This is a genomic window from Phycisphaerales bacterium (assembly GCA_035627955.1).
Taxonomy (GTDB): domain Bacteria; phylum Planctomycetota; class Phycisphaerae; order Phycisphaerales; family UBA1924; genus JAEYTB01.
Map to the genome: position 1 here is coordinate 213,570 of DASPKU010000011.1, position 26,088 is coordinate 239,657.

General features: G+C 68.0%; 23 protein-coding genes. 9 read left to right on the top strand and 14 right to left on the bottom strand.

Features of this window, described 5'->3' with window-relative positions; genetic code table 11:
* Positions 1-40: 40 nt before the first annotated feature.
* From VD997_09680 to mdh, 4 genes are all read right to left on the bottom strand, one after another.
* Positions 41-1,528: an undecaprenyl-phosphate glucose phosphotransferase gene (locus VD997_09680; GenBank protein ID HYE62255.1), complete on the bottom strand. Its 1,488-nt coding sequence runs from the start codon at positions 1,526-1,528 to the stop codon at positions 41-43.
* Positions 1,529-1,744: 216 nt separating this feature from the next.
* Positions 1,745-2,803 carry a DnaJ C-terminal domain-containing protein gene (locus VD997_09685; protein ID HYE62256.1) on the bottom strand — a complete coding sequence of 353 codons (1,059 nt, stop codon included), beginning with the start codon at positions 2,801-2,803 and terminating at the stop codon, positions 1,745-1,747.
* Between the two features lie 120 nt (positions 2,804-2,923).
* On the bottom strand, positions 2,924-4,219 hold the full coding sequence (locus VD997_09690; protein ID HYE62257.1) for a CpcT/CpeT family chromophore lyase: 1,296 nt from the start codon (positions 4,217-4,219) through the stop codon (positions 2,924-2,926).
* A 195-nt stretch (positions 4,220-4,414) separates the two neighbouring features.
* Entirely contained in the window at positions 4,415-5,383 is a 969-nt protein-coding gene (gene mdh, locus VD997_09695) for a malate dehydrogenase (GenBank protein HYE62258.1), read from the bottom strand.
* A gap of 451 nt (positions 5,384-5,834) precedes the next feature.
* On the opposite strand from mdh, the gene VD997_09700 reads away from it, so the two are divergent.
* On the top strand, positions 5,835-6,281 hold the full coding sequence (locus VD997_09700; GenBank protein ID HYE62259.1) for a hypothetical protein: 447 nt from the start codon (positions 5,835-5,837) through the stop codon (positions 6,279-6,281).
* A 42-nt stretch (positions 6,282-6,323) separates the two neighbouring features.
* Here VD997_09700 and VD997_09705 read toward each other — a convergent pair whose 3' ends face one another.
* A complete protein-coding gene (locus VD997_09705) occupies positions 6,324-6,710 on the bottom strand; it encodes a hypothetical protein (protein ID HYE62260.1) in 387 nt (128 codons plus the stop codon).
* A gap of 162 nt (positions 6,711-6,872) precedes the next feature.
* Between VD997_09705 and VD997_09710 the strand changes: the two genes are divergently transcribed.
* Entirely contained in the window at positions 6,873-7,172 is a 300-nt protein-coding gene (locus VD997_09710) for a hypothetical protein (GenBank protein HYE62261.1), read from the top strand.
* 69 nt (positions 7,173-7,241) lie between these two features.
* Positions 7,242-7,664, top strand: a complete 423-nt coding sequence (locus VD997_09715; protein HYE62262.1) for a hypothetical protein — start codon at positions 7,242-7,244, stop codon at positions 7,662-7,664.
* Between the two features lie 79 nt (positions 7,665-7,743).
* On the opposite strand, the gene asnS is transcribed toward VD997_09715, so the two are convergent.
* Both asnS and VD997_09725 read right to left on the bottom strand, forming a co-directional pair.
* Positions 7,744-9,357: an asparagine--tRNA ligase gene (gene asnS, locus VD997_09720; protein HYE62263.1), complete on the bottom strand. Its 1,614-nt coding sequence runs from the start codon at positions 9,355-9,357 to the stop codon at positions 7,744-7,746.
* Between the two features lie 123 nt (positions 9,358-9,480).
* Positions 9,481-10,176: a glycosyltransferase family 2 protein gene (locus VD997_09725; GenBank protein HYE62264.1), complete on the bottom strand. Its 696-nt coding sequence runs from the start codon at positions 10,174-10,176 to the stop codon at positions 9,481-9,483.
* 135 nt (positions 10,177-10,311) lie between these two features.
* Here VD997_09725 and VD997_09730 point away from each other — a divergent pair, with 135 nt between their 5' ends.
* Positions 10,312-10,953, top strand: a complete 642-nt coding sequence (locus VD997_09730) for a class I SAM-dependent methyltransferase (GenBank protein ID HYE62265.1) — start codon at positions 10,312-10,314, stop codon at positions 10,951-10,953.
* 147 nt (positions 10,954-11,100) lie between these two features.
* Here the strand turns inward: VD997_09730 and VD997_09735 are convergent, their stop codons facing one another.
* Entirely contained in the window at positions 11,101-11,976 is an 876-nt protein-coding gene (locus VD997_09735) for a prepilin-type N-terminal cleavage/methylation domain-containing protein (GenBank protein HYE62266.1), read from the bottom strand.
* 48 nt (positions 11,977-12,024) lie between these two features.
* Positions 12,025-12,945 (bottom strand): prepilin-type N-terminal cleavage/methylation domain-containing protein, encoded by a 921-nt coding sequence (locus tag VD997_09740; GenBank protein ID HYE62267.1) that lies wholly within the window; start codon positions 12,943-12,945, stop codon positions 12,025-12,027.
* A 588-nt stretch (positions 12,946-13,533) separates the two neighbouring features.
* On the opposite strand from VD997_09740, the gene rlmN reads away from it, so the two are divergent.
* Positions 13,534-14,763, top strand: a complete 1,230-nt coding sequence (rlmN, locus tag VD997_09745) for a 23S rRNA (adenine(2503)-C(2))-methyltransferase RlmN (protein ID HYE62268.1) — start codon at positions 13,534-13,536, stop codon at positions 14,761-14,763.
* Positions 14,760-17,627 (top strand): alpha/beta fold hydrolase, encoded by a 2,868-nt coding sequence (locus tag VD997_09750; protein ID HYE62269.1) that lies wholly within the window; start codon positions 14,760-14,762, stop codon positions 17,625-17,627. The genes rlmN and VD997_09750 overlap by 4 nt, the downstream gene beginning before the upstream one ends.
* Positions 17,628-17,761: 134 nt before the next feature.
* Here the strand turns inward: VD997_09750 and VD997_09755 are convergent, their stop codons facing one another.
* Both VD997_09755 and pdxH read right to left on the bottom strand, forming a co-directional pair.
* Entirely contained in the window at positions 17,762-18,985 is a 1,224-nt protein-coding gene (locus tag VD997_09755) for an HDOD domain-containing protein (GenBank protein HYE62270.1), read from the bottom strand.
* 242 nt (positions 18,986-19,227) lie between these two features.
* The gene (gene pdxH / locus VD997_09760) at positions 19,228-19,938 is read right to left on the bottom strand and encodes a pyridoxamine 5'-phosphate oxidase (protein ID HYE62271.1); all 711 of its coding nucleotides are present in this window, start codon (positions 19,936-19,938) and stop codon (positions 19,228-19,230) included.
* 248 nt (positions 19,939-20,186) lie between these two features.
* Between pdxH and speA the strand changes: the two genes are divergently transcribed.
* Positions 20,187-22,187 carry a biosynthetic arginine decarboxylase gene (gene speA, locus VD997_09765; protein HYE62272.1) on the top strand — a complete coding sequence of 667 codons (2,001 nt, stop codon included), beginning with the start codon at positions 20,187-20,189 and terminating at the stop codon, positions 22,185-22,187.
* A gap of 153 nt (positions 22,188-22,340) precedes the next feature.
* Here the strand turns inward: speA and VD997_09770 are convergent, their stop codons facing one another.
* Positions 22,341-22,511, bottom strand: coding sequence for a hypothetical protein (locus VD997_09770; GenBank protein HYE62273.1), 171 nt, complete (start codon positions 22,509-22,511; stop codon positions 22,341-22,343).
* Positions 22,511-23,563, bottom strand: coding sequence for an ATP-dependent DNA ligase (locus tag VD997_09775; GenBank protein ID HYE62274.1), 1,053 nt, complete (start codon positions 23,561-23,563; stop codon positions 22,511-22,513). The genes VD997_09770 and VD997_09775 overlap by 1 nt, the downstream gene beginning before the upstream one ends.
* Before the next feature lie 131 nt (positions 23,564-23,694).
* Here VD997_09775 and VD997_09780 point away from each other — a divergent pair, with 131 nt between their 5' ends.
* The gene (locus VD997_09780) at positions 23,695-24,450 is read left to right on the top strand and encodes a hypothetical protein (GenBank protein HYE62275.1); all 756 of its coding nucleotides are present in this window, start codon (positions 23,695-23,697) and stop codon (positions 24,448-24,450) included.
* Between the two features lie 135 nt (positions 24,451-24,585).
* Here the strand turns inward: VD997_09780 and VD997_09785 are convergent, their stop codons facing one another.
* Positions 24,586-25,455 carry a hypothetical protein gene (locus VD997_09785; GenBank protein HYE62276.1) on the bottom strand — a complete coding sequence of 290 codons (870 nt, stop codon included), beginning with the start codon at positions 25,453-25,455 and terminating at the stop codon, positions 24,586-24,588.
* Positions 25,456-25,711: 256 nt separating this feature from the next.
* Between VD997_09785 and VD997_09790 the strand changes: the two genes are divergently transcribed.
* Positions 25,712-26,088: hypothetical protein (locus VD997_09790; protein HYE62277.1), on the top strand; the 377-nt coding region annotated here is incomplete at its 3' end.

Below are 26,088 nucleotides of genomic sequence, written 5' to 3' on the forward strand. Positions count from 1 at the left end.
CTATGAGTCCTATAGGTCCTATTGCCCTTGGCGGGTCCGCTCAGTGCGCGTTCCGGTGCACAAACCCCCGGAACACCGTCAGCCACAGGATCTTGAGGTCAAACCCCAGCGACCAGTGCCGGATGTAGAACAGGTCGTGCTGCAGCCGCTTCCGCAGCGACGTGTCGCCCCGCAGCCCGTTCACCTGCGCCCACCCCGTGATCCCGGCCTTCACGTGCTGCCGCAGCATGTAGCCCCGCCAGTCGTCTCTGAACCGCGCGATCAGCTCCGGCCTCTCGGGCCGCGGCCCCACAAGGCTCATGTCCCCCAGCAGCACGTTGAACAGCTGCGGCAGCTCGTCCAGGCTCGTTTTCCGCAGCCACCGGCCCACGGGCGTCACCCGCGGATCATCCCGGCGCGTCCACGTGGGCGAGCTCTCGTCCTCCGCGTGGTACATCGTGCGGAACTTGAAGATATTGAACGTCTCGCCGCCCAGGCTCACCCGCCGCTGCTGGAAGATCACCGGCCCGGGGCTGGTCGCCCGCACGATGGCGGCGATCAGCAGCATCAGCGGCGCGAACAGCACGATGGCCGCGAAGGAGCCCGCGAGGTCAAGCCCGCGCTTCACCGCCCCGCCCATCCCGTTGAGCGGGCTCTCGCGCACGCTCAGGATGGGCATGCCCTCGAGCACGCCCACCTGCATGTTCTGCGGCATGTACCGCGGGTGCACGTCAGGCACGATGCGCACATCCACCGCGTACCGCTCCAGCCGCTTCAGCAGGCTCGGCACGATCGCCGAGCGCGACGTGGGAATCGCCAGGTACACCGCGTCGGGCTTGCGCTTGTCGAAGACCTCCTCGAGCCTCGCCAGCCCCCCCACCACCGGCCGCCCCACGCACGTCTGCACGCCGTGGTGGTGATCCTGGTGGCTCAGGAAGTACGCCACGTGAATACCCGTCCACGAGTTGCGGTCCAGCGTGCGGCACACGATCCGCCCAAGCCGCCCGACGCCGATGACCGCCACGTGCCGCAGGTTCCAGCCCCTGCGACGGATCGCCCGCAGCCCCCAGCGGAACGCCACGCGGTGCAGCGCCAGCATGTTCGGCAGCAGCAGCGCCACCAGCCCCAGCTGCACGCGGCTGGCGTCCAGCGACATGCCCAGGAACTCGACCCGCCCCGAGGTATCCCACCCGCCGACGAAGTCCGTGCCCAGCGCCGCCGTCACCACGATCAGCGCAATCACCGCGAACAGCGCCGCCCGGAACACCTCCCCGTGCTCCGCGATCATCCCGCGGTCGCGCCGCGGGCGGTACAGCCCCATGTTCCACAGCATGAACAGCGTGATCGGCACCGCGAACGGCGCGATCGGTTCCCGCACCCACGGCGTTGCGATGTCCCACCACGTGGTCGCGTCAAACGGCCGGCGCGGGAACGAGCCCTCGATCACCAGCCGCCGCACGATCCACGCGCCATAGCACGCCGCCGCGATGACGACCGCGTCGACAAGGCACAGGAGCGTGACGAAGAGCTGGTGTCGTTGCTTGAGCAAAGGCGGGCGTTCCTGGTCCGGGGCCGCGCTGCGGCGCCCGACTCGCGAGCCAACCCCCCGACCCCCGGACGACCTCCCCTGCGTATCCCGGTCGCAGGTCCACTGTTACATCAAAGGGGCCGAGAGTCAATCGGAGTGTCAGGGGTGTCCCCTTGACCGATTCGCGGAAACGGCGGTGCCGCGGTCCAAGGTCCGGCCCCGCCGTCAGTTGCGCGATTACCCCGACGCGGGCCAGCCATCGCCCCGCCGCACCGGCGGCGTCACCCGCGCGATCTCCGCCAGCACCTCGCGCTGCTCCGGCGTCAGGTCCCCGCCCTTTGGTGGCACGATTCGGATCACCGTGTACAGGTCCCCGTGCCGCCCCTGCGGGTCATGGATCCCACGCCCCCGCAGCCGCAGCTTCTTGCCGCTGGCCGTCCCCGGCGGCACCTGCAGGTCCACCGGCCCGGTGAGCGTGGGCACCGACACCGTCGCCCCCAGCGTCGCCTCCGCGATGGTCAGCGGCAGCTCCAGCGTGAGGTCCAGCCCCTTGCCGGCCTGCTCGCCCTCGCCGCGCCGGAACAGCTCATGCGTCCCGATGTGCAGACGCAGGATCAGGTCGCGCCCCCCAGCCCCGCCGCGCACGCGCAGCTGCTGCCCCTCCTCCGCCCCCGAGGGGATCGACACCTCGATCGTGCGGCTCTTGCCGTCCTCGGTCACCCGCAGCTTCTGCACCCCGCCCTTCGCGGCCGTCATGAAGTCGATCGTCACGTCCTGCCGCACCTCGTCGGGCGCCGGTCGCGCGTACTCCTCGCCCGGCCCCCCGCGCGAACGCGACCGCGTGCGCCCGCCGCCAGCGGCCCCCCCACCTCCACCGCCGCCGCCAAAGGGACTGCCGCCCCGCCCGCCGAAGATCGACTCGAAGATCGAGCTCATGTCCTCGGTGTCAGGGTCAAACCCGAAGCCAGGCCCGCCGCCCGGCCCGCCGACGTTCGACCACGTGTAGTGCGCCCCGCCGCCGCCCCCACCACCCCTCGTCCGCTGCTGCTGACCCGCGGCCGTGCCCGGCCCCCCCGATTCGAACGCCGCCGCCCCGAACTGGTCGTACAGCTTCCGCTTCTGCTCGTCGCTCAGGACGTCGTACGCCTGCTGCACCTCGGTGAACCTCTTCTGCGCCTCCGCGTCCTTGTTCACGTCCGGGTGGTACTTGCGGGCCAGCTTGCGGTACGCGCTCTTGATCTCGTCAGCGCTCGCCCCGCGGCCCACCCCCAGGATGTCGTAGTAGTCCTTGGCCATCTGCGGCAATCGTAGAGGCGGCAGGCGGCCCGTGAAGAGCGGGCGTGCGCCCCGCCGCCCAGCAAAACAAAAAAGGCCCGCACGCGCGGGCCTTTGACGTGGGACTTCCTCGGGTTGAGCTTACTTCTTCGGCGCGGGCTCGGCCGGCTTCTCGGCCGGCTTCTCCGCCGGCTTAGCCTGCTCGGCCTCCTTCTTGCGCCGCTCCTCCTGCATCCTGCGGAAGTTCTCCTGCGCCTTCAGGAAGCCCGGGTCCTGGCTGCCGGGGTCGACCGGCTGCAGACCCGGCTTCACCGCGCCCGGGCCCTGCACCATCGGCATCGGCGGGCGTGCAGCGCCCACATCCAGCACCCGCACGTCGTAGATCAGCGTCGTGTTCGCGGGGGCCTTGGCGTCCTTGCGCTCGACTGCGAGCGGCCCGGGGATGACGATGCGGCGGACCTGACCCTTGCGTGCGTCGTACATCGCGCGGTTCCACCCCTCCTGCAGCTTGGGGTCGCCCTTGGTAAACGCGAACGGCACGCCGCGCTCGTACGACGCGTCGAAGCGGTTCCCGTTCTCGAGGTAGCCGATGTAGTCCACCGTGATCGTCTGGCCCGGGGCCGCGGGGGTGCCCGCGGGCGCGCCCGGGTAGTCCACCACGATCACGCCGCCCTCGATGCGGATCGTCTGCGGCCCCTGGTCGAAGCGGCTGAACTCGTAGCCGGCGTCCATCGCCGGGCCCCAGACCTGCTTCTTCTCCTTGTCGAAGCCGCGGTCCGCGGTCCAGAAGGTCTTGCCGTCGAGCTTCAGCTCGCCCGTCATCTCCACCGCGTTGGCGATGTTGGTGGGGTGCGGCTCAACCGTCCTGCCGTGGTACGTGTCGCCGTTCTTGCTCAACTCCACGTCCATCGTCATCTTGAGGTCGTCGGGGCTGATCGTCTGCGGGAAGGCGTCCGGCGCCGCCCACAGCCCGGCGAGGTGGTTCGTGCGCTCCTTGTTCACGAACTCCAGCGTCTTCACCCGCACCTTGCCGTTGACCTTGTGGATCTGCAGGATCGTCTGGCGGAACGGGCGGCTCATCGCGTCCGCGCGGGAGAGCTCGGAGTACAGGCAGTCGCTCATCCCCTTGATCGTCACCGGGGCCGCGCCCATCACCACGTCGCCCGAGCCCGGGATCGTCGCCTTCCAGCACCCCGTCAGCATCTGCGCCACCGCCGCGATCTCCTGATCGCTGAACGTGAGCGGGGTCTTGATGTCGGGCGCCTTGGCCGTCGTCGACGCCGGCGCCTTCTGCGGGGCGGGCGCGGGCGTTGGGGCCGGGGCCTGCGGGGCGGGCGGCGTCGGCTGGTTGGGCGGGAGGAACTGCGCCATCGCGCTGGTGGCCAGCGTCCCCGCGGCGAGCGTCACGAGCAGAGCAAGGTTGGCTTTGTGCGTCATAGGTTCGGGTTCCAATGGAAGAAACCGGGCCGGAAAGCCCGTGGCCGTGATTCTTTGCCGGGTGGAGGGGGTTGTTCGGGGGCCGCGTAAAGAAAAAAGGGCCGCCCGAGGATTCGGGCGGCCCTGCATCACCTGTTGATGGAACTCGATCCGGGAGGGGGTTCGGCCAACTCCCGCGAGGGTCTCAAGCAGCTCTCAGGCCAGCTCGGGGAACTGCTTCTGCACCACCCCCACCAGGTCCTTCACGTGGCTGATCGACTCGTCCATGAACTTCTGCTCCGTCGGGTCGAGCTTGAAGTCGATGATCTTCTCTACGCCCTTATCCCCAAGCACGCACGGCACGCCGACGAAGTAGCCCTTACCCGCGCCGCCGAACTCGTTCCCGCAGTAGGCCGCGCACGCGATCACGCGCTTCTTGTCGCGCACGATCGCCTCCACCATCTCCACCGTGCCCGCGCTGGGCGCGTACCACGCGCTGGTCCCCATCAGCTTGACGACCTCGCCGCCGCCGACCTTGGCCCGCTCCACGCACGCCTGGATCTTCTCGGGGCTTAGCAGCGCCGACACCGGGATGCCGTTCACGCTCGTGCGGTTGGGCAGCGGCACCATGTCGTCGCCGTGCCCGCCCAGCAGCATGCCCTGCACGTCCTCCGCCGACACGCCCAGCTCCCACGCCAGGAACGTCTTGTAGCGGGCGACGTCCAGCGCCCCCGCCTGCCCCATCACGCGGTGCGCCGGGAACCCGGTCACCTTCCACGCCACGTACACCATCGCGTCCAGCGGGTTGCTCACCACGATCACCACCGCGTTGGGCGAGTACTTCTTCACGTTCTCCGCCACGCTCTTCACGATGCCCGTGTTGACCTGCACGAGGTCGTCGCGGCTCATCCCCGGCTTGCGCGGCAGGCCCGCCGTGATCACCACCACGTCGCTGTTGGCCGTGTCGGCGTAGTCAAAGGTGCCGGTGATCCGCGCGTCAAAGCTCTCCACCGGCCCGCAGCACGCCAGGTCCAGGGCCTTGCCCTTGGGCATGTGCAGCTCGGGCTTGTCCTTGTTGGGGATGTCCAGCAGGACGACGTCGCCCAGCTCCTTCATCGCGATGGACCGCGCACACTCGCCGCCGATATTGCCCGCACCAATGACGCTGATCTTCGCACGCCGCATGAGGCTCTTCTCCGTTGGAAAGGTTGGGGCCGGAGTGTAGGCGGGGGCAGCCGGAGTTCAGCCCTCTCCGGCCCCTGGTTACCATCTCGCCCCAGTGAGGATCCGCTCGGTAACCGCCCCGATGCCATGTGCGGCAGGACAGTCACGCGGCGTTCGTAACGAGCCCCGAACGAAGTGAGCGGGCCCTCCTTGCGATCATGCCGGCAGGGCCGCCCACAACCCCGTCACTGCGTTCCGGGCTCGTTCCGAGCGGTAGCCGCGTTCATGTGGGCCCCGAACGGGGCCAAGGAGTGTTGCCACGGGTGGAGCGACGGTCGCCATAGCGACCGAGCGCAACCCGTGGAAAGCGGGCGCAAACTTCAGCCGCCCCGACAGGGGCGGAGGAGCACGGGTCTCGGGCAAACGACGCCACCGATCCGCCCCGCGCTCCTTCAAGTACCATGCTCGACCGATGCCGCGTCCCCGCCCACGAGCAGCAAAGATCTGGCTTGCCGCGCACCTCGCGCTGCTGCTGCTCATCATGTGGAGCTACGCATCCCCGCTCATGATCGAGGGCAACGGATGGCGCTTCGGTTTGTATCTGGCGCGATTCGGAATCGAGACCTGGGACCCGGCGCTGAGCCCGCCCGGCTCACTCGCCCCCGGCGGGCCCTGGTACTACCGCGGCTTCGCCACTGACCTCCCGCCTCTCCGCTGGTGCGACGCGGGCCACAACTGGTCGGGCGTCCGCTACTTCTACGTGACCATTCTTCCCCTAGTGCCACTCCCGCTGATCATCTCGCTCGTGCAGTGGCCTCGCACAACGAGGACCGCCCCCGGTCTCTGCCCCTCGTGCGGCTACGACCGTCGCGGCATCGAGGCGAAGGCGCGCTGCCCCGAGTGCGCCCAGGTGCCTTGACCAGCACTCGCAAGGGGGACAGCCGCCCAGTTGCCTCAGCCCTCACGCGGGCGACAGGTGACTCTCTCGACCGCCCGGCAATCGAGCAGGGATACGGATTCCTACAACGATCCATGCGGCACCCGTCGCCATCATCCCGAACCACACGTACCGGGCGAGCGCCCCCGCATGAATAGCTGCGGCCCAATGCAGCCGTGCCTCGAGGTACCCCGCAGGGTCGCGTGTGGGCGACATGCTGTGCATCTCAGGCTCTGCGGCAAGCTTATCTGGAACGGGGATGATGACGCCGTCGCGCAGCCACGTGTGCAACAGGCCACTGGCGGCGAACCCCGCCCGCGTCTGAAATAGCAGCGGGAGCGGCACCGGGATCACCGACCCGACGAGGAGGACAAGGCCGAAGAGAATACAGAAGTACTTGGTGCCACGCATCGGCCCATGGTAACGACCACCACCTCTTCACGAGCTTGTCTCGATGTACCTTTGAGGCCTACGGCCTGCCGTGCGAGCAACTCCAGTGCGGCGTGCCTTGAGCAAGGAGTCGCAAGAGGAGCGGCAGCCCCTTTTGCATCGCCGCGGTTGTACCATGGGGACATGCGCCGCACGGCCCACCATCAGCGGGCGTACCACTGGGTCAAGTGGTTCGCGACATTGATGTTCGCCGCGACGTTGGTACTCGTGGGGATCGCGATCATCCGTGACGGACCCACACTTCCGGACTTGATGATCGCAGCGCTCGGCCTCCTCTCTGGCGGCGGGTGGGCGTTGATGTGGTGGTGGCCCATCCTCCGCGACCGGAAGCTGCGTCGGCTGAACCGTTGCCTCCAATGCGAGTACGACCTCAAGGGCATCGCCACAAACGCCCAATGCCCCGAGTGCGGCCTGGTGCCTTGAGCGCGGAGTCGAAAGAGCGGCGGGAGCCTTTTTTGCATCAGCGAGATGCGGCTGGTGGTAGGCTCAGGTATGCGGAATTTCATCGGCATCCTGCTCGTCGTCGCAGCGCCCTGCGCACTTTTCCTTGCTGTCATAGCATTGTTTGCTTCGGTCCCGCCCGCGTCGGCCTACCTGCGTCAGCCGCCCGAAGCCGGCATCATCGCAATGTCTGTTGATGCAGATCGCCTTGCGGAGGCATGCAAGATGGCGGGCTTCGAAGCACCGGGTCGCGACTCCGACAGCATCGCGCGGTGGCTGGTCAATGCGCAGCACGCTCAGGTGGTCCGCCGCATGACGCTTCCGCACCAGTATGGATGGCTGGTTGCTAGCTTCTTGTTCCTAGCAGGTGGGATCGCTTTGCTGGTCCCGCGCTGGAGGGCAGCACCCGCCCCGCTGGGGCGGTCGGATGCTGCAACGCTGACCGGGGGTGTCGAGGACGCCACCCCCGGCTAAGGCCGTGCGCCGCGTCCGCGGCGAAGACACATAGCGACGAAGACGTCGCCATGGCACGCAAAGACACCGCAGCCGCCACCTAGAACTCCGCCTGCTTCGGCGCCCTTGGGAAGGGGATCACATCCCGGATGTTCTGCATCCCCGTGACGAACAGGATCAGGCGCTCGAAGCCCAGGCCGAAGCCCGCGTGCGGCACGGTGCCGTAGCGGCGCAGGTCGCGGTACCACCAGTAGTCGTTCTTGTCGAGCTTCATCTCGTCGAGGCGCGCATCGAGGACCTCCAGCCGCTCCTCGCGCTGGCTGCCGCCGATGATCTCGCCGATCTTGGGCACCAGCACGTCCATGGCCGCGACGGTCCTGCCATCGTCGTTGAGGCGCATGTAGAACGCCTTGATCCCCTTGGGGTAGTTCATGAGGATCACGGGCTGCTTAAAATGCTCTTCGGTGAGATAGCGCTCGTGCTCGCTCTGGAGGTCGGTCCCCCACTTCACCGGGTACTCGAACTTCTTGCCGTCCTTGATCGCCTTCTCGAGGATCTCGATCGCCTCGGTGTAGTTGAGGCGACGGAAGGGCGTCTCCATCACGTGCTTGAGGCGCTCGATGATGCCCTTCTCGATGCGCTCATCGAAGAACTTCATGTCGTCGGCCCGCTCGGTCAGCACCGCGCGGACGACGTACTTGAGCAGGTCCTCGGCGATCTCGCTGTCGCGCTGCAGGTCGCAGAACGCCATCTCCGGCTCGATCATCCAGAACTCGGCCAGGTGCCGGCTGGTGTTGCTGTTCTCCGCCCGGAACGTGGGCCCGAACGTGTACACATTGCTCAGGGCGCAGCAGTACGTCTCGACGTTGAGCTGCCCCGACACCGTCAGGTGCGCCTCCTTGCCGAAGAAGTCCTGCGACCAGTCGATCCCAACCTCCTGCGGCGTGCTCTTGGCGGTCCCGTGCCCCATCGCGTGGCCGAGGGCGCCGGCCTGGGCGTGCTGCTCGGCGGTACGGGCGTCACCGCCACGCGCCGCGCCCGCACCGACAACGGCAGCCTGCAGCTTGTCGCCCTGGTCCTTGAGCGGCTCTGAAGCAGACCCTCGCTCGCGCGTCGGGCTCGTCCCTCCCCCACTTCCCACCCGCGGCATGTTCATCACGTCCAGCGTGCTCACGCGGAACATCTGCCCCGCGCCCTCGCAGTCGCTGCCCGTGATGATGGGCGTGTGCACCCAGTAGAACCCGCGCTCGTGGAAGAAGCGGTGCACCGCCATGCTCAGGCAGTGCCGCACCCGGGCCACCGCCCCGAACGTGTTCGTCCGCACCCGCAGGTGGGCCACCTCGCGCAGGTACTCAAAGCTGTGCGGCTTGGGCTGGATCGGGTACTTGTCGGGGTCCTCCACCCACCCCACCACCCGCACGGCCGTCGCGGCGATCTCCGCGCCCCCCTTGGGGTTGGTCACGATGACGCCGTCACACTCGATCGACGCCCCCGTGACCAGCTTCGCGACCTCCGCCGCGTAGTTCGCGAGGTCCGCCTTGGCCACGATCTGGATCGTGTCGAAGCACGTCCCGTCGTGCAGGGCGATGAACGACATCCCGCCCTCGGCCTTGCTGTCACGCCGCGTGCGCACCCAGCCCTTCACCGTCACGTTCGTGCCGGGCGCCGCCTTGAGAGCCTGAGAAACGGGGAGCCATCTGGATTCGGTAGGCATAGGGCGGATCGTAGGGAGAAGTGGCAAAGTGGCAAAGTGGCTGAGTGGCAAAGTGCGCAAGCGAGTCGTTCCACCTCACTTTGCCACTTCGCCACTCTGCCACTTTGCCACTTCCCGCCTTGACTACCGCAGCAGGTTGTACTTCACGATGCACACAATGGCCCGCACCCCGTCGCGCCACCCGATCTTCTTCCCCTCCTCGTACGTCCGCCCGCTGTACGAGATGCCCACCTCGTAAATCCGGCACTTCATCTTCGCCACCTTGGCCGTGATCTCGGGCTCGAACCCGAAGCGGTTCTCCTCGATGGCGATGTTCTTGATGATCTCACGCTTGAAGACCTTGTAGCAGACCTCCATGTCGGTCAGGTTCAGGTTCGTCAGCATGTTGCTGAGCGTGGTCAAAAACTTGTTGCCCAGCGAGTGCCAGTAGTACAAAACCCGATGGCTCTCCCCGCCCACGAACCGCGAGCCGTACACCACGTCCGCGTGCCCATCAAGAATCGGCCGGATCAGCTTGGGGTACTCGTGCGGGTCGTACTCCAGGTCCGCGTCCTGGATGATCACGATGTCCCCCGTCGCCGCTGCGAACCCCGTCCGCAGCGCCGCCCCCTTCCCCTGGTTCACCTCATGGTGGAGCACCGTCAGCCCCATCGGCCCCTTCAACGACTCCAGCTTCTCCCGCGTCCCATCCCGCGAGCAGTCATTGACAACGACGATCTCCTTCTCGATGTTGCCGATGTCCACCGACCGCACGATCGACAGCAGCCCCTCCACCGTCGCGGCCTCGTTGTACACCGGAATCACAATCGACAGCTTCATGCGGACGCTTCCTTGCGCGGACAAACCAACATCCTACCTCCCCCTCCCAGATGGGTGCGAGGGACCCACGGACCACCTCCTGACCCACATCCGACTTCCGACATCCGACATCTCCCCCGTGTACCCTACCCCCCCGTGCCCACGCAAACCCTCGAGCCCCCCACCGCCCCTACCGCCCCGCAGGCCCCCACCCGCGTCACGCGCGGCCACGGCTTCCTCGAGCACACCCTCTCCAAACTCCGCGCCCGCAAGGCCAACGCCCTCATCCCCGAGCCCCTCCGCCAAGGCCGCATCCTCGACATCGGCTGCGGCAGCTTCCCCTACTTCCTCACCACCACCCGCTTCGCCGAGAAGCACGGCGTCGACAAGCTGGTCAACGTCCACGACGCCGTGCCCGGCGTGCAGCTCAGGAACTTCGACACCTACGCCAGCGACCGCCTGCCCTACGAGAGCGGCTACTTCGACGCCGTGACCATGCTCGCCGTGTTCGAGCACATCCGCGTCGACCGCCTCGTGATGCTCATCACCGACATCCACCGCGTCTTAAAACCCCGCGGTGTCTACGTGATGACCACCCCCGCCGGCTGGACCGGACCCGTGCTCGACGCCCTCAAGACCGTCGGCGCCGTGAGCAAGGAAGAGATCGACGAGCACGAGGACAGCTACTCCCCCGCCAAGGTCCGCGCCATCATGCAGCGCACCCCCTTCGACCCCGCGAAGACCCGCATCGGCCACTTCGAGCTCGGCATGAACCTCTGGATGCAGGCGGGGAGGTAAGGCCAAGGCCGAACACAGAGTGCACGAAGCAGAGACGGAGGGAACAGAGGAGGAAGCTCGAATGAGCCGTCACCCTGTTTATCCCCCCTGATTCCCTTCTGTGTCCTCCGTCCTCCCTCTGTCCCCTCCGTGTTCGGTTTCCCCGCCTTACGGCGTCGGGCTGTTCACCCACCCGTACGGCCGCATCCCGAACCCCACCTGCCAGTTCACCCGGTTGTCCACGTTGTCCGGCTCCAGCCGCAGCCACGTGTTCTTCGCGTTCACGTACAGGTCGTTGCAGTCAAAGTCGTACGGGCTCCGCGGCGTCTCCCCCTGCTGCGCATACGGCACGTTCAGCGTCCCCGCGTGCCCCTCCACGAACGCCGCGTTGCTCTTGCCGAAGTGCCGGTGCGTCACCTGGTCGCCGTTGCCGAACAGCCCGTCGGTGATCCCCGTGTTGTTCCAGTACGAGCTCTCCTCGGCGTAGATCGGGATGCCGTTCATCGGCGTCATGACCGTGTTGTTGCCAAGGATCAGCGGCGGCTTCACCGTCGGCGCGTAGATGCTCGGCGTGTTGAAGTACGCCACCTGCACCTGCCGCCCGATCTGGTACCCCTGGAACCGCCCGATCATCGTGTAGTCAAAGAAGACGCCCATCGGCGTGATGCCGTACTGCTGGGCGTCGTCGGGGTTGATGAACGTCGCCTGCGTCCCCGTGATGTTGGCCCGCTTGTTCTTGGGGCACTCGAAGGTCTGCCCCACGTTCTCGATGTACGCGTACGCCACGCCCTTGCCCACCGACGGCGGCCCGCCGGTGAGCTGGTACGGCGCCTTGTTCCAGTCAAACTGCGGCCACACCCGCTCCTTGTAGTCGTTGGCGTACAGGTTCACGGCCTTGGCCACCTGCCCCAGCCGCGTCTTGCACACCGTGTCCTTCCCCACCTCCCGCGCCTTGCCCAGCGCCGGCAGCAGGATCCCGATCAGCAGCGCGATGATCGCGATGACGACGAGCAGCTCGATGAGAGTGAAGGCACGCGTGCGCATGGTGTCCCCTTGTCCACACCCCGCGAGTTGTCCGAGAAAAGCCCGACCCTACCGCGGGTTGTTCGCCCACCCGTACTCAAAGTCCGTCGCCGGGTCTGACAGCTTGAACCAGGAGTTGGCCGTGAACCGCGTGCTGATGTAGAGGTCGTTGGCCTCGAAGTCCTGCACCTGGTTCTGCACCTTTTCGTTGCGGTCGCTCGGCGGCAGGAACAGGCCGCAGGAGCCGTCCACGTACGCCACGTGCGCCCCGAACCCGTGCCGCACCGCCATCTGGTCCTGGTTCCCGAACATCCCGTCGCGGTACACCTGGTTCCAGATCAGCGTGCTCTCCTCCATGAACAGCGGCACGCCGGGCATCATCGTCAGCGACTGCACCTGCGCCAGCGAGGTGAGGATGTTGGGCGTGGGCGCCTGCGGCGGCACGTACCCCACCTTGGCCTGCGTGCCCAGCTTCAGCCCCTCGAGCTCGTCGATCATCGTGTAGTCAAACTGCACGCCCGTGCGCAGGTTCCACATGTTGGTGCGGTCCGCGCCGTTCGCGGCCTTGCGCTTGTTCGTCGGGCACTCGGCGATCTCGTGGGCGTTGCTCGCGTACTCGAACAGGAACCCGGGGCGGCGGATGCCGTGGTTGGGCAGATGCCGGCCGTAGTAGATGCCGGGCACGATCTGGGCCCACATCGCCACGTTGCGGTCCTCGGGCTCGATCGTCGGGTCCGTCGTGGGGTTCCATTGGCGGGCGCCGCTGGGCCAGCTCACCCGCGGCGCGATCGGCCAGATCTGGTCCTTGTAATCGGTGGCGTAGTTGAACGACGCCGTGCCGATCTGCCGGATGTTGCTCAGGCACTTGACCGTCCGCCCCGACTCCCGCGCCTTGGCCAGCGCCGGCAGCAGGATCCCGATCAGCAGCGCGATGATCGCGATCACCACCAGCAGCTCGATCAGCGTGAACGCCCGACGCCCGGTCTTCATGGTCCGATTCCCTCTGCCGTGACGGCATGCCGACGACCTGCTCCCCACGCCGCGCTACGACAACCCCCCGGCCAGGAACCCGGCCGGGTGCACCCCCAGTCTACAGATGCGCCCGCCCCGTGCAACCGGCATAAACAGCCCCGCCGCCCGCCGCTCAGGCCGTCTGGACAGCACCCCAAGCCTCCGGAAAGTCCATCAAGCCCTTTGGAGGGTCCATCAAGCCCTTTGGAGGGTCCATCAAACCGTTCGGAGGGGCCATCAAGCCCTTCGCAGGCTCCATCAAACCGTTTGGAGGGGCTGTCGAACCGTTTGAACAACACCTCGAACCCTCCGACCGATTGTTCGAACCCTTCGACCGACACCTCAAGCCCTTCGACCGATCGTTCGAACCCTTCGACCAACACCTCAAACCCTTCGACCAATCGTTCAAACCCTTCGACGGATCGTTCAAACCCTTCCGATGCCCGCTCCGCCCTCCGTGCAGGGGGGTTTTCGGACCCCCCACTCCCCACGCTCGCTCCGCGCCACCGCTCCATTGAGTCAAACACCCGCCCCGGGCCCGCTTGCACCTCCACCTACACTCGGGGCGTGCCGCCCGCACCCCACCTCAAACCGCTGCAAACACCGATCGACCCCCTGGGCCTGACCAGTGAGGACTTCGTTCGTGCCTGCCGCGAGCAGGGCGTCTTCCGCCCCGCGGCCCTGGCCGCCTACCGCGCCGTCTTCCGCCAGGGCACCCTCGAGTCGGGGATCGCCCACGCCGCCCTGCCACCCATCACCAAGACCCTCCGCGAGGACTCCCCCGAGGGCCAGGTCGTCAAGTTCCTCACCCAGGTCGAAGGCACCCCCGCCCTCAAACCAGCCTCCCCACCTCCCCACCTCCCCACCTCCACTACTCCTCCACTCCCCCACTCCTCCACTCCTCCACTTGAAGTCGAGTCCGTCCTCATCCCCATGATCGGCTCCCTCGGCCTCAGCACCTACACCCTGTGCGTCTCCAGCCAGGTCGGCTGCGCCATGGGCTGCGGCTTCTGCGAGACCGCGCAGATGGGCCTCATCCGCTCGCTGACGCCCGCCGAGATCGTCTCGCAGTGGTACAACGCCCGCCACGTCGTCGGCATCGCCCCCAAGAACATCGTCTTCATGGGCATGGGCGAGCCCATGCACAACTACGACGCCGTCATGCAGGCCGTGGCCGTGCTCAAGGACCACAACGGCCCCCACGTGCCCATCAGCCAGATCACCATCTCCACCGTCGGCAACGTCGACGGCCTCCGCAAGATGGCCGAGCAGATCAAGCAGGAGGGCTGGCACCGCCTCAACATCGCCCTCTCGCTCAACGCCCCCAACGACGAGGTGCGCGCCCAGATCATGCCCATCAACAAGTCGTGGAACATGGCCGACCTCCAGCAGGTCCTCCTCGACTGGCCCCGCTTCGCGGGCAACAAGCTCTGCATCGAGTACGTGCTCATCCCCGGCGTCAACGACCGCCCCGAGCACGTCGAGCAGCTCGCCGCGTGGCTGCTCCCCTTCAAGACCGCCGACCGCGGCAAGCCCCGCGCCCTGCTCAACCTCATCCCCTACAACCCCCGCCGCAACTCGCCGTGGCCGGCCCCCACGGAGGAGCACGTCGAGCAGTTCCTGCAGGCCCTCATCAACGCCGGCATCTTCGCCAAGCGCCGCCGCACCAAGGGCCGCCAGATGATGGGCGCCTGCGGCCAGCTCGGCGCCGCCCACATCCGCGCCCGCAAGCTCGTGACCCCCATCACGCCCACGATCTCCGCTGAGAGCGCCGCCGCCGGAACCCCGCACGCGTGAGCGAACCACCGAGCCAACTCGGGCCCGCGCGGCACGCCCACCGCGTCCGTGGCCGCCGCCTCGTCGAGCGCCGCACGCTGGTGCACGTCCACCCGCGCCCGGATACGACCCCCGCTCCCGCGCCCCTCCCGCAGCCGCAACCAAAGCACTCCTGGCGCTTCTGGCTCGTCCTCGCCTACCTCGTCACCCTCGCCGCGTCGCACGCCGTGACGCTCATGAAGCCCCCACCCCCACCGGTGCCGGGCGCCAAGACCGTCACCGTCACCAGCCCCACCCAAGGCGCCCCCGACGAACGCGTCGCCTACCTCGAGTGGACCCCCGACCGCGACATTGCCTCCCCGCGTGCCATGGCTCCGATGGGTGCCATGGCGACGTCTTCGTCGCTATGGAGCGACTCACCCACGCAAACAACCTCCGCTCTCACCCCCAACATTCCCACTTCCGACTTCCCAGTTCCGACTTCCCGTCCCCCCGTCCTCCTCATCCACGGCTCCCCCGGCCGCGCCTCCCTCTTCGACAAGCTCGCCCCCTTGATCGCCGAGCACGGCTACCGCGTCATCGCCGTCGACCTGCCCGGCTTCGGCGACTCCTCCCGCGACATCGAAGACCACTCGATGCTCGCCCACTCGCGGCGCATCGCGCAGCTCCTTGACCAGCTCCACATCACCCGCGCCCACGTCGTCGGCTGGTCCAACGGCGGCGGCGTCGTGCTCCACCTGGCTGACGCCCTCAAGGACCGCGTCGCCAGCCTGACCCTCCTCGCGGCCGTGGGCGACCAGAAGGTCGAGGGCTCGGGCAGCTACACCCTCGAGCACGTGAAGTACGCCATCGGCTTCGCGGGCTTCGCCATCCCCGACCTCCTCCCCCACTTCGGCCACTACGACACCTACACCCGCCGCACCGCCTTCCTCCGCAACTTCTGGGACAGCGACCAGCGCCCCCTCCGCGCCATCATGAAGCGGCTCACCGCCCCCACCCTCATCGTGCACGGGCGGCGCGACTGCATGCTGCCCGTCAAGGCGGCGTTCCACCACCACGCCACCGTCGACAACTCCTCGCTCGCCCTGCTTGACGCCAACCACTTCCTGCCCCTCACGCACCCCGCGCAGACGGCCAGCGTGCTCGTGCCCTTCTTCCAGCGCCACGACCAGCCCGGCACACCCGAGCCGCGCACCGTCACCGACGCGGCCGTGCCGACGATGGCCGATGTGCCGCTGCAGTACTTCTACTGGGCCGCCGACCGCCTCGAGCCGCAGCACTGGTCCGTGCACGTGCTGGTCATTGCCGCGCTCTCGCTCCTGAGCCCCACGCTGGGCGCCGCGATCGCCGGCGGGCTCGTCACCATCTACTGCACCGACTACCTCGTCGCTGCCATCGGTGTGCTCGCGGGCGCCCTCCTCCAGATCCCCCTCGCCCCGCTCCTGGCCCGCGTCTTCCGCCGCTACTTCCGCCCGCTGCCGCCGCGCCTCGCCGCGTTGCGCCTCGCGAAGCCCGCTAGCGCCGGCTGGCTCTCCGCGTTCGTCCCCGGCTACCGCGAGCGTCTGCTCGTGTCATGCTCGCAGCAGTGCCGCGGCGCGGCCCGCGTCAAGTTCGTTCTCGCCCACGCCCTCGCGCTCGTCCCGCTCACGCTCCTCTGGTACGGCCTCGCCCTCGCAGCCTTCATCTCCCTCTACCGCCTCGACAGCAGCGTCACCAGCCTTGCCTTCGTCCTGGTCCTGACCCTCGTCGGCATCGCGCAGCACGTCCTCACCCTCGCCCTCACCCGCCGCGGCCGCATGCGCCTCATCGCCCTCGCCGAGCGCATCCGCCACTACGAGTACTGGCCCATGTGGGCCTTCTACGCCCCCCTCGTGCCCTACATCTGCTGGCTCATGCTCAAGCACCGCGGCATGACCCTCATCACCTGCTGCAACCCCGGCATCGAGAACGGCGGCGGCCTCATCGGCGAGAGCAAGCACGCCATCATGCGCTCCCTCGGCGACCACCCGGCCGTGCTCCCGACCCCGCTCATCGACACCGCGCCACCGGAAGACCGCCTCCGACAGCTCCGCGCCGCCATGCAGCGCGCCGAGCTCTCCTACCCCGTCATCCTCAAGCCCGACGCCGGCCAGCGCGGCTTCGGCGTCGCCCTCGTGCACAACGAACCGGAAGCCGCCGCCTACTTCGCCGGCATGACCTCCCGGGCCGTCGTGCAGCCTTACGCCGAAGGACCGCACGAGTGCGGCGTCCTCTGGGCCCGCCACCCACGCAGCCCAGCGTCCGACGGCACCACCGGCTTCATCTTCTCCATCACCCGCAAGGACTTCGCCACCATCACCGGCGACGGCGTGCGCACGCTCGAAGAGCTGATCCTCTCGCACCCGCGCTTCCGCCGCCAGGCCGACGTCTTCCTCGACCGCCTCGCCGACCGCGCCGCCGATATCCTGCCCGCGGGCGAGACCCTGCGCCTGGGCGTCGCCGGCAACCACTGCCAGGGAGCCCTCTTCCGCGACGGCGCCGACCTCATCACCCCCGAACTCTCGCGCGCCATCGACACCCTCGCCGCCAGCTTCAAGGGCGACAACGGCGGCGCCCTCGACTTCGGCCGCTTCGACCTCCGCTACGAGTCCGACGATCAGCTCCGCCGCGGCGAAGCCTTCTCCATCGTCGAGCTCAACGGCACCACCAGCGAATCAACCAACCTCTACGACCCATCGAAGAACATCGTGTGGGCCTACCAGGTCCTCTTCGCGCAATGGAAGCTCCTCTTCGAGCTCGGCGCCCATCGCCGCGCCCAGGGCGCCTGCCCCATGGGCCTGCGCACGCTCGTGAGCACCGTCGCCCGGCACTACCTCACCCGCCGCGGCAGCGCCATCTCCAGCTGACTCGAAAGCCCCTCCCTGAGGGAGGGGTTGGGGTGGGTTGCGTTCGACTCAGTTCATCAAGCGTCGGTCGACCAAGACCCTGCCGCCAGGCCCTTCTCGGTCTTCCGCTTTCCGCCTTCCGCTTTCCGCTTTTCCTACGCCGCCGCCCGCGAGATAAACGTCGCCAGCCGCTCCCGCTCCGCCGCGTTCGCCAGCTCCAGCCCGAATGCCTCCGCGACCTCCTCCGCGCTCGGCACGCGGCAGCGGTGCGCCAGCAGCCGCTGCCCCTGCGAGTCGTACAGGTACGCCACCACCGCCCCGTCCTCGCCGCGGCGCAGCTCCACGCTCCGCCCATCCACCATCACCCGCGCCGGCCCCGCCGCCTCCTCCCGCTGCAGGCTCCGCTCGATCGAGTCATCGATCGCCGTCACCAGCCCCGCGTTCACCCGCTCGATCAGCGAATCAAGATCAGAGATCGCCGCAGCCACCTCCGAAAACAGGTGGATGGTCTCCGCGTACTCCGTCAAACTCCGCGCGATAATCCCCGCGGCCTCGTCCCCCGTCACCGCCAGCAGCCGCTGCGTCGTCGCCGTCGCCTCGGTGCCCTTCACCTGCGCGTGCTCCACCAGCGCATCACCATCGAGTTCAATCAGCCCCACCACGTACGCGATCTTGTGCAGCCGGTGCACCGGCTCGGTCCGCTGCAGGTCCGACGGCCGTGTGTGGTGCCACTGGATCGGGTTGATCAGCAACTCCGGGAACCGCCACCTGCGCGTCACCACCGTCACCACGTCCACGTGCGTGAACCCCAGCGATTCGTTCTCGCGCCGGAACAGCGCCCCCGGCGTCCGCGCCTCGCCGTACATGGCCGGGTAGCCATCACCCACCAGCCGGCTCATCAGCGGCACGCCGCAGTCCAGCATCAGCCCGATGATGAACGCTTCGGGCACCAGCGTCGGCGCGATCACCCGCGCCGACTCCGCCGCCAGGCACGCCCGGAACACCGACTGCCCCCACACCTCGCGCGAGATATCCCGCGCCCCCGCGCCCGCCGCCGCGCGGCTCAGCTGCAGGCCCAGCGTCACCGCCTTGATCCGCTCGATGCCCAGCACCAGGCACGCCCGGTCCAGGCTCGTCACCGGCGTCCGCTGCGCGAACAGCGCCGAGTTCGCCAGCCGCAGCACCCGCCCCGACATCGCATGATCGGTGCGGATGATCGCCGCGTAGTCCCTCATCTCCGAGTTGGCCCGCCCCGACAGCTCCAGCAGCCGCAGCGCCACCTCCGGCCGGCTGGGCACGCCGATCCGCTCCAGCTTCTGGTCCAGAAACTGGTGCAGCTCCACGATCTCGGTTGCAGTCAGCGCGCTGCGGGGCTTCATGGGTGCGGCAGGCCCTTCAGTAGTGCGTTCGGAGCCGTCACTCGCGCGAACCCTGCGGGGCGTTTCGCGCGCGTTTCGGGGAGAGCACGGCCGCTGGACGACCCCACCACCCTCCGCACCTGAAATCGGCTTCCCGCCCCCGCGCCTCAAGCACCACCACCGCCGAACTGGGTATTTCACCCCCCCAACTCCGCCAATGCACATCCACCCCGGTCCGGTAATCCACGGCACGCGAACCACACTCACGGCTGCAGCCGCGTCGCCAACCACGCCCCGCCCGTGTACCCCTCGCCCGCCGGCGTCAGCGTCCGCGTCCACACCGCCCGGTCGTGCATCCGCCCCGGCCCGCCCAGCCACAACTCCACCCTCTGCGCAAACAGCCGGTACCCGCCCCAGTGCGGGGGACGCGGGATGTTCGCCGCGCTGCCCTGCTCCAGCAGCTGCTCCGGCGTCAGCCCCAGCCGCTCGATCGCCTCCGCGTACTGATCCAGCAGCTGTTGCCGGTCCCGCATCGGCCGGCTCTGACGGCTCGCCCACGCGCTCAGCCGTGACTCCCACGGCCGCTGCGCAAAGTACGCATCGCTCTCCGCCGCCGGGCTCCTCACGATCAACCCCTCGAACCTCACCTGCACCTCCGAGTGGTCCCAGTGGAACGTCGCGCTCGCCCGCGGGTTCTTCGCCATCTCCCGCCCCTTGTCCCCCTCGTAGTTGGTGTAGAACACGAGGTAGCCCTCGGAGGTATTCACCCCACGACACAGCACCACTCGCCCTCGCGGGAACCCATCCTCCCCCACCGTCGCCAGGCACATCGAGTTGGGGTTCGGCTGCTTCAAGCTCGACATCTGCTCGTCGAACCACGCCTTGAACATCCCGAAGGGCTCATCAGGCAGCTGCGTGGGCAGCCAGTCGCGGGAGGAGATCACGGCCAGCAGCGCGGGCGGGAGTGTTGGCATGAGACAAGGGTAAACACCCCGCACACCCGACAACCAACTCACAACCCCTCCGCAACTGCCGCAAACTTTGTCCAGCCCACAACTTGTCCGGGTCCCCGACTCCGTTATCTTTTGTGTGGTGGCATCCGGCCGGCGCTCGACGCGCCGTGCACGGATCGGGTGGAAGCGACAACGCAAACCTCCGAGCACGGCCGTTCTACTCCGTTCGTTCACGCGCGACCCCGCGCGCCTGCGAGGTGTTCTGCACGATGGCCACGGTCTCCACACGCTCCGCCTTCATCCACGGCAAGTGGTCCCCCGACGACTCCGCCCGCCTCTACGGCGTGCCAGACTGGGGCAAGAACCTCGTCTCCGTCAACGGCGCCGGCCACCTCGTCGTCCAGCCCACCAAGGAGCCCTCCAGGCAGGTCGACCTCCTCGAGCTGGTCGAGGGCCTCCGCGAGCGTGGTATCCACACGCCCGTCCTCCTCCGCTTCAACGACATCCTCTCCTCCCGCCTCAAGGAAATCCGCAAGGCCTTCGACGACGTCATGACCGAGCAGGGCTACTCCGGCGGCTACGCCTGCGTGTACCCCATCAAGGTGAACCAGCAGCGACACATCTGCGAGCAGATCGCCAGCATGGCCGTCGATCTCGGCTTCGGCCTCGAAGCCGGCTCCAAGCCCGAGCTCCTCGCCGTACTCGGCCTCTCCGCCGCCGCCGGCGGCCCCGGCGTCAACGGCATGCCGATCATCTGCAACGGCTTCAAGGACGACGAGTTCATCGAGACCGTCCTCCTCGCCACCAAGCTCGGCCGCAACATCATCCCCGTCGTCGAAAAGTTCTCCGAGCTCGAGCTCGTCGTCAAGCACGCCCAGAAGTACAACGTCCGCCCCAAGATCGGCCTCCGCGTGAAGCTCAGCAGCCGCGGCGCCGGCCGCTGGGAAGGCTCCGCCGGCGTCCGCTCCAAGTTCGGCCTGTTCGTGTCCGAGGTCCTCCAGGCAGTGGAGTACCTCAAGAAGCACGGCATGCTCGACTGCCTCAACCTCCTGCACTGCCACGTCGGCAGCCAGCTCTACGACATCCGCGTTCTCAAGAACGCCGTCAACGAGCTCACCCACGTCTACACCGAGCTCCACCGCCTGGGCGCCGGCCTCACCATGCTCGACATCGGCGGCGGCATGGGCGTTGACTACGACGGCAGCCAGTCCGCCTGGCACTCCTCCATCAACTACACCGTCTCCGAGTACGCCGCCGACGTCGTCTACCGCATCAAGAGCGTCTGCGATGCCGCGGGCGTGCCCCACCCCATGATCATCTCCGAGTCGGGCCGCGCCATGGTCGCCTACTCCAGCGTCCTCATCGTGGACGTGCTGGGCACCAGCAAGTTCGAGTCCAACCCCGACATGGCCGCCATCGACGCCGCCATGAAGGCCGAAGTTGACCGCGGCGGCGAGGTCCCCCAGCCCGTCCTCGACCTCATCGAGGCCTACGGCAGCCTCACCGACCGCAACCTCCTCGAGGCCTACCACGACGCCACCCAGGCCCGCGACGAGGCCATGAGCCTCTTCTCCCTCGGCTACATGTCCCTCCCCATGCGCGCCGCCGCCGAGCAGATCTTCTGGGCCCTTGGCCACAAGCTCCTCGAAAAGGCCAGCAAGAAGGGCGAGCTCCCCGAGGAGTTTGAGAACCTCCCCGAGCTCCTCTCCGACATCTACTTTTGCAACTTCTCCCTCTTCCAGTCCATGCCCGACAGCTGGGCCATCGACCAGCTCTTCCCCATCTGCCCCATCCACCGCCTGAACGAAGAGCCCACCCGCCGCGGCATCCTCGCCGACATCACCTGCGACAGCGACGGCAAGATCGACAAGTTCGTCGACAAGCGCATCGACAAGAAGATCCTCGAACTCCACGAGGTGAAGGACCTCCCCGGCCCCGGCGCCGGCGTCGAGCCCTACTACCTCGGCGTCTTCCTCCTGGGCGCCTACCAGGAGATCCTCGGCGACCTCCACAACCTCCTGGGCGACACCCACGCCGTGCACATCTCCCTCGATGAGCAGAACGGCTACACCATCGACGAGGTCATCGAGGGCGACACCGTCGAGGAAGTCCTCCACTACGTGCAGTTCGACCCCGAGGACCTCAAGCGCGCCATGCGCCTCGACGTCGAAGCCGCCTGCCGCCAGTCCCGCCTCACCCTCAGCGAAGGCAAGGCCCTCCTCAAGTTCTACGACGAAGGCCTCGAGGGCTACACCTACCTCGAAGGCTGACCTTCACGACCCCACACTCCCCACGACGCCGGGACTGAGCCGCGCCCTCACGACGCCGGGACTGAGCCGCGCCATCACGACGCCGGGACTGAGCCGCTCTGGGCGAAGTCCCGGATTGGCGGCGACTTCGCACGTTCGTTGATCGCGCACGCGCTACACCCGCCGCAGCGCGTACCGGCTCACCACCGCCCGCTCCCCACCATCCACAAACTCCACCAGCACGCTGTTCATCCGCCGCGCCCGCGCCACCACGCGGCAGCGCCGCCCCTTCCACTCGGGCCTGTACTTGCCCCAGCTGTACACATACACCTGCGACGAACCCATCACGCACTCCGCAGCAGCGCCAAGCTCGACCGCGTCGGCCGCGTCACCTGCTCGAACGTGCACTGCCGCGCTGCCTTGTCCGGCCGCCACCGCAAAAACTTCGTCCCGTGCCGGAACCGCCCCTCGCTGAAGTGGTCGTACCGCACCTCGCACACCAGCACCGGCCGCAGCGCCTGCCACTCCATGCTCCGCTTGCTGCTCCAGCGGCTCGGACCGCCCGGAGCGTTCCCCGTGAACCCCCCACCACCGCCCGCGGGAACAACCAGCTCCATCAACAGCGGCGCCAGCCGCCGCTTCTCCGCCGCCTCAAAGCTGCTCGTGAACCCCACGTGGTCCAGCTTCCCTTCCGCGTTGTACAGCCCCAGCAGCAGCGAGCCCACCTCCGGTCGCTCGGGCGTGCTCTTCTCCGCGAAGCGGAACCCGCCCACCACGCAGTCCGCCGATTGCAGCCGCTTGATCTTCTGCATCCCCGTCCGCTCGCCGCTCTGGTAGCTCATGTCCAGCCGCTTGGCGATGACGCCGTCGATCCCCGTCGCCCCCTTCAGCCACGCCTGCGCCGCCCGTGCCTCCAGCGTCGCCGGCGACAGCGGCAGCCGCGCATCGGTCAGGTACCGCGCCGCGAACTTCTCCAGCGCCGCCCGCCGCTCCCGCAGCACCAGTCCCGTCAGGTCCCGCCCGCGCTCGTCCACCAGCAGGTCGAACACCACCATCATCGCCGGGTGCTCGTTGCTCAGCCTCAGCACGCGGCTCTCCGCCGGGTGGATCCGCATCAGCAGCTGCTCGAACGACGAGCTCTGCCCGTACGGCACGATCAGCTCGCCGTCGATCACAAACTTTTCCGCCCTCACCGCCCGCAGCAGCGCCGCCACCTCCGGGAAGTACCGCGTGAGGTCCTGCCCCGACTTGCTCCACATCTTCACCGACTCACCGTCCCGGTACGAAAGGCACCGGAACCCGTCCCACTTGGGCTCGTACTGCCACGCCCCCATCACCGGCAGTTCCGGCACGGAGAGCGCTTCCATCGGCGGCAACGGCGAAGGGATCGGCAGCACACCCCATTCACCGCTGTGAGCCTGAGCCGAACCTGAAGCCGCCTTTGTTTCCCCGCAAACCCCCGCTGATCCCCCCGGGCGTACAACGGATCACAAGTCGCGTAAGTCACGCCCCGACAAGGAGGTACACAATGAGCATGGCCGCCGGAACAACCCGTGGAATGACGATGGATCGCGTGTCCTCCTACGCCGCCGCGGTGAAGCGCATCAGCTGGGGCGCGGTCTTCGCCGGCACCATCATCGCCGTCGTCACGCAGCTCATGCTCGGGCTGCTGGGCATGGGCATCGGCATCGCGAGCGTGGACCCCGCCACCGCAACGAGCGAAACGGGCAAGGCCTTCGGCATCGGCATGGCCATCTGGTGGGTCGTCTCCTCCCTGATCTCCCTCTTCATCGGCGGCTGGGTCGCCGGCCGCCTCGCCGGCTTCCCCAAGCGCGTGGACGGCTCCCTCCACGGCGTCGTCGCCTGGGCCGCCATGACCATGTTCTCCCTCTACCTCGTCAGCACCGCCGTCGGCAACGTCCTCGGGGGCACCCTCAGCGTCGTCGGCCAGGGCCTCCAGGCCGCGGGCCAGACCGCCGTCGCCGCCAACACGCAGCCACAGGGCACGCAGTCTCAGCCGACCGTGACCGAGCAGGACGTTGAACGCACCCAGCAGCAGGCGCAGCAGAAGATGGCGGAGGTAACCGAGGACGCCAAGCAGACCGCGCAGCAGGCCAAGGGCCCCGTCGCCGCCGCGGCCATCTGGTCCTTCGTCGCCCTCTGCCTCGGCGCACTCGCCGCGGGCCTCGGCGGCGGCATGGGCGCGCCCCGCACGCTCCCCGTCATGGCCGCCACCAGCGTGAGCACCACAACCGGCGCCACCAGCAGCAGCAACGCGGCCTAGCCGCGCTCGTTCTTCTTCATCAGCGGTGTACGCACCAAAGCAGAAGCCCCGGCGGGGGGTACGCCGGGGCTTCTTGCTGTTAGAGGCAGACGACGAGGTGTCCGCACTCCGATCGATCTCTCTCTCCGCTACAACTCAGCAGGGGCTCCCGCCCAGCACGCGGAAGAACGCCTCGATGTCCTGGTCCGTGCCGATGTCGCCGTCGCCGTTGAAGTCGGCGCCGCCGCTCCAGCACGTCGAGCAGCAGCTCCCGCCCAGGCACGCGAAGAACGCCTCGATGTCCTGATCGGTGCCGCTGTCGCCGTCACCGTTGAAGTCCTGCGGGCCGCACTGAGGGCCACCGCCGCCGTTCACAGTGAACCGCACATTGTCGAACCCCGCCTGCCAGAAGTTCGCGATGTAGAACCAGCCCGGCTTCATCGTCGTCACCCGCACCTCGTCCACGCTCGCCAGCACGCTCGCGAACGTCCGGTTCGCCGGCAGGCGCGGCTCATAGGTAACCGGGTCCTCGTCCCCAGTGCCGCCCCAGCCCGCCGGGAGCGTCGCCGAGTTCGTGTCCGCGATCGTCCACGTATAGGTCCGCCACTCGCCCCGCGGGGGCAGCGCCGGGCCCGTGCTGTACACGCTCACCGGCACATCACCGCCGTAATCCACGAACTCAAGCGTGAGGTCGAAGTTGGCGGGGTCCATGTCCTCATCGAACCAGTTCCGCAGCTGGTTGATCACGAAGTCCACCGAGATCGTCATGTTCGGGTGAACCGTCAGGTTCCCGATCACCGGGCTCTCGGTGTCGTCATTCCGCAGCGTCACGCCCCAGAAGTCCTGGAACGGGATGCCCATGTACACGCCGGGGTTGCCGGGGCCGTAGATCTCCTGATTGCCATTGACCAGCCAGCCGCCATAGGTCAGGCCCTCGAAGTCCTGCGAGTCGATCACCTGACCGCAGGCAACGCTGGCCAGCCCGCACACACCCAGGAACGCGAGAAGAGTGGAACGCTGCTTCATGATCAGACTCCCAATGACGTGTTCTCGATCGCCGCGGCTCAGCCGCCAATCACCCCATCCCGCTGCAAAGGCCGGGTGACTCCCCCGGCCGGCACATCCATCCAGTGCGTGGAAGGTACAGATTGTCGGACCGTTGTCAACACAGTTTCCGGGAAACTTCCAAAATATCGGCGCACCCACCCGCCACACTCGACGATTTGCTGGTAAAGTGCTCCGTCTGGAGTTCGGTTCTCCCCGGCTTCCCCTCCGGTTCCACATGCGTCGCGCCCAGCCACAACCCTCGCCCAATGCAGAGCTTGCCGCCGGCGGCTCGGTGCTCCCACCCGCCGGCACCAAGGCCCTCGAGGCCCGCATCTCCGCCGTGGGCACCGCCCTGCTCCAGCACGTCCAGGGCGTCGTTGAGGGCGTCGAGCGCGCAGGAACCGGCCCCCAGGCCCTCGCCAACGCCGTCGGCATCGACAAGGTCCTCGCCAGCCGCGTCCTCAAGGCCCTCCGCTCGCAGGACCCCCTTACGGCCGTGCGCCTCATGCCCGGCCCCGAGCCCCTCCGCCGCCTCGTCCGCGCCGCCAGCAAGCGCGGCGCAAGCCAGGGCGATTCCGCCGCCGCCAACTCCGCCATCGACGCCTTCGAGGA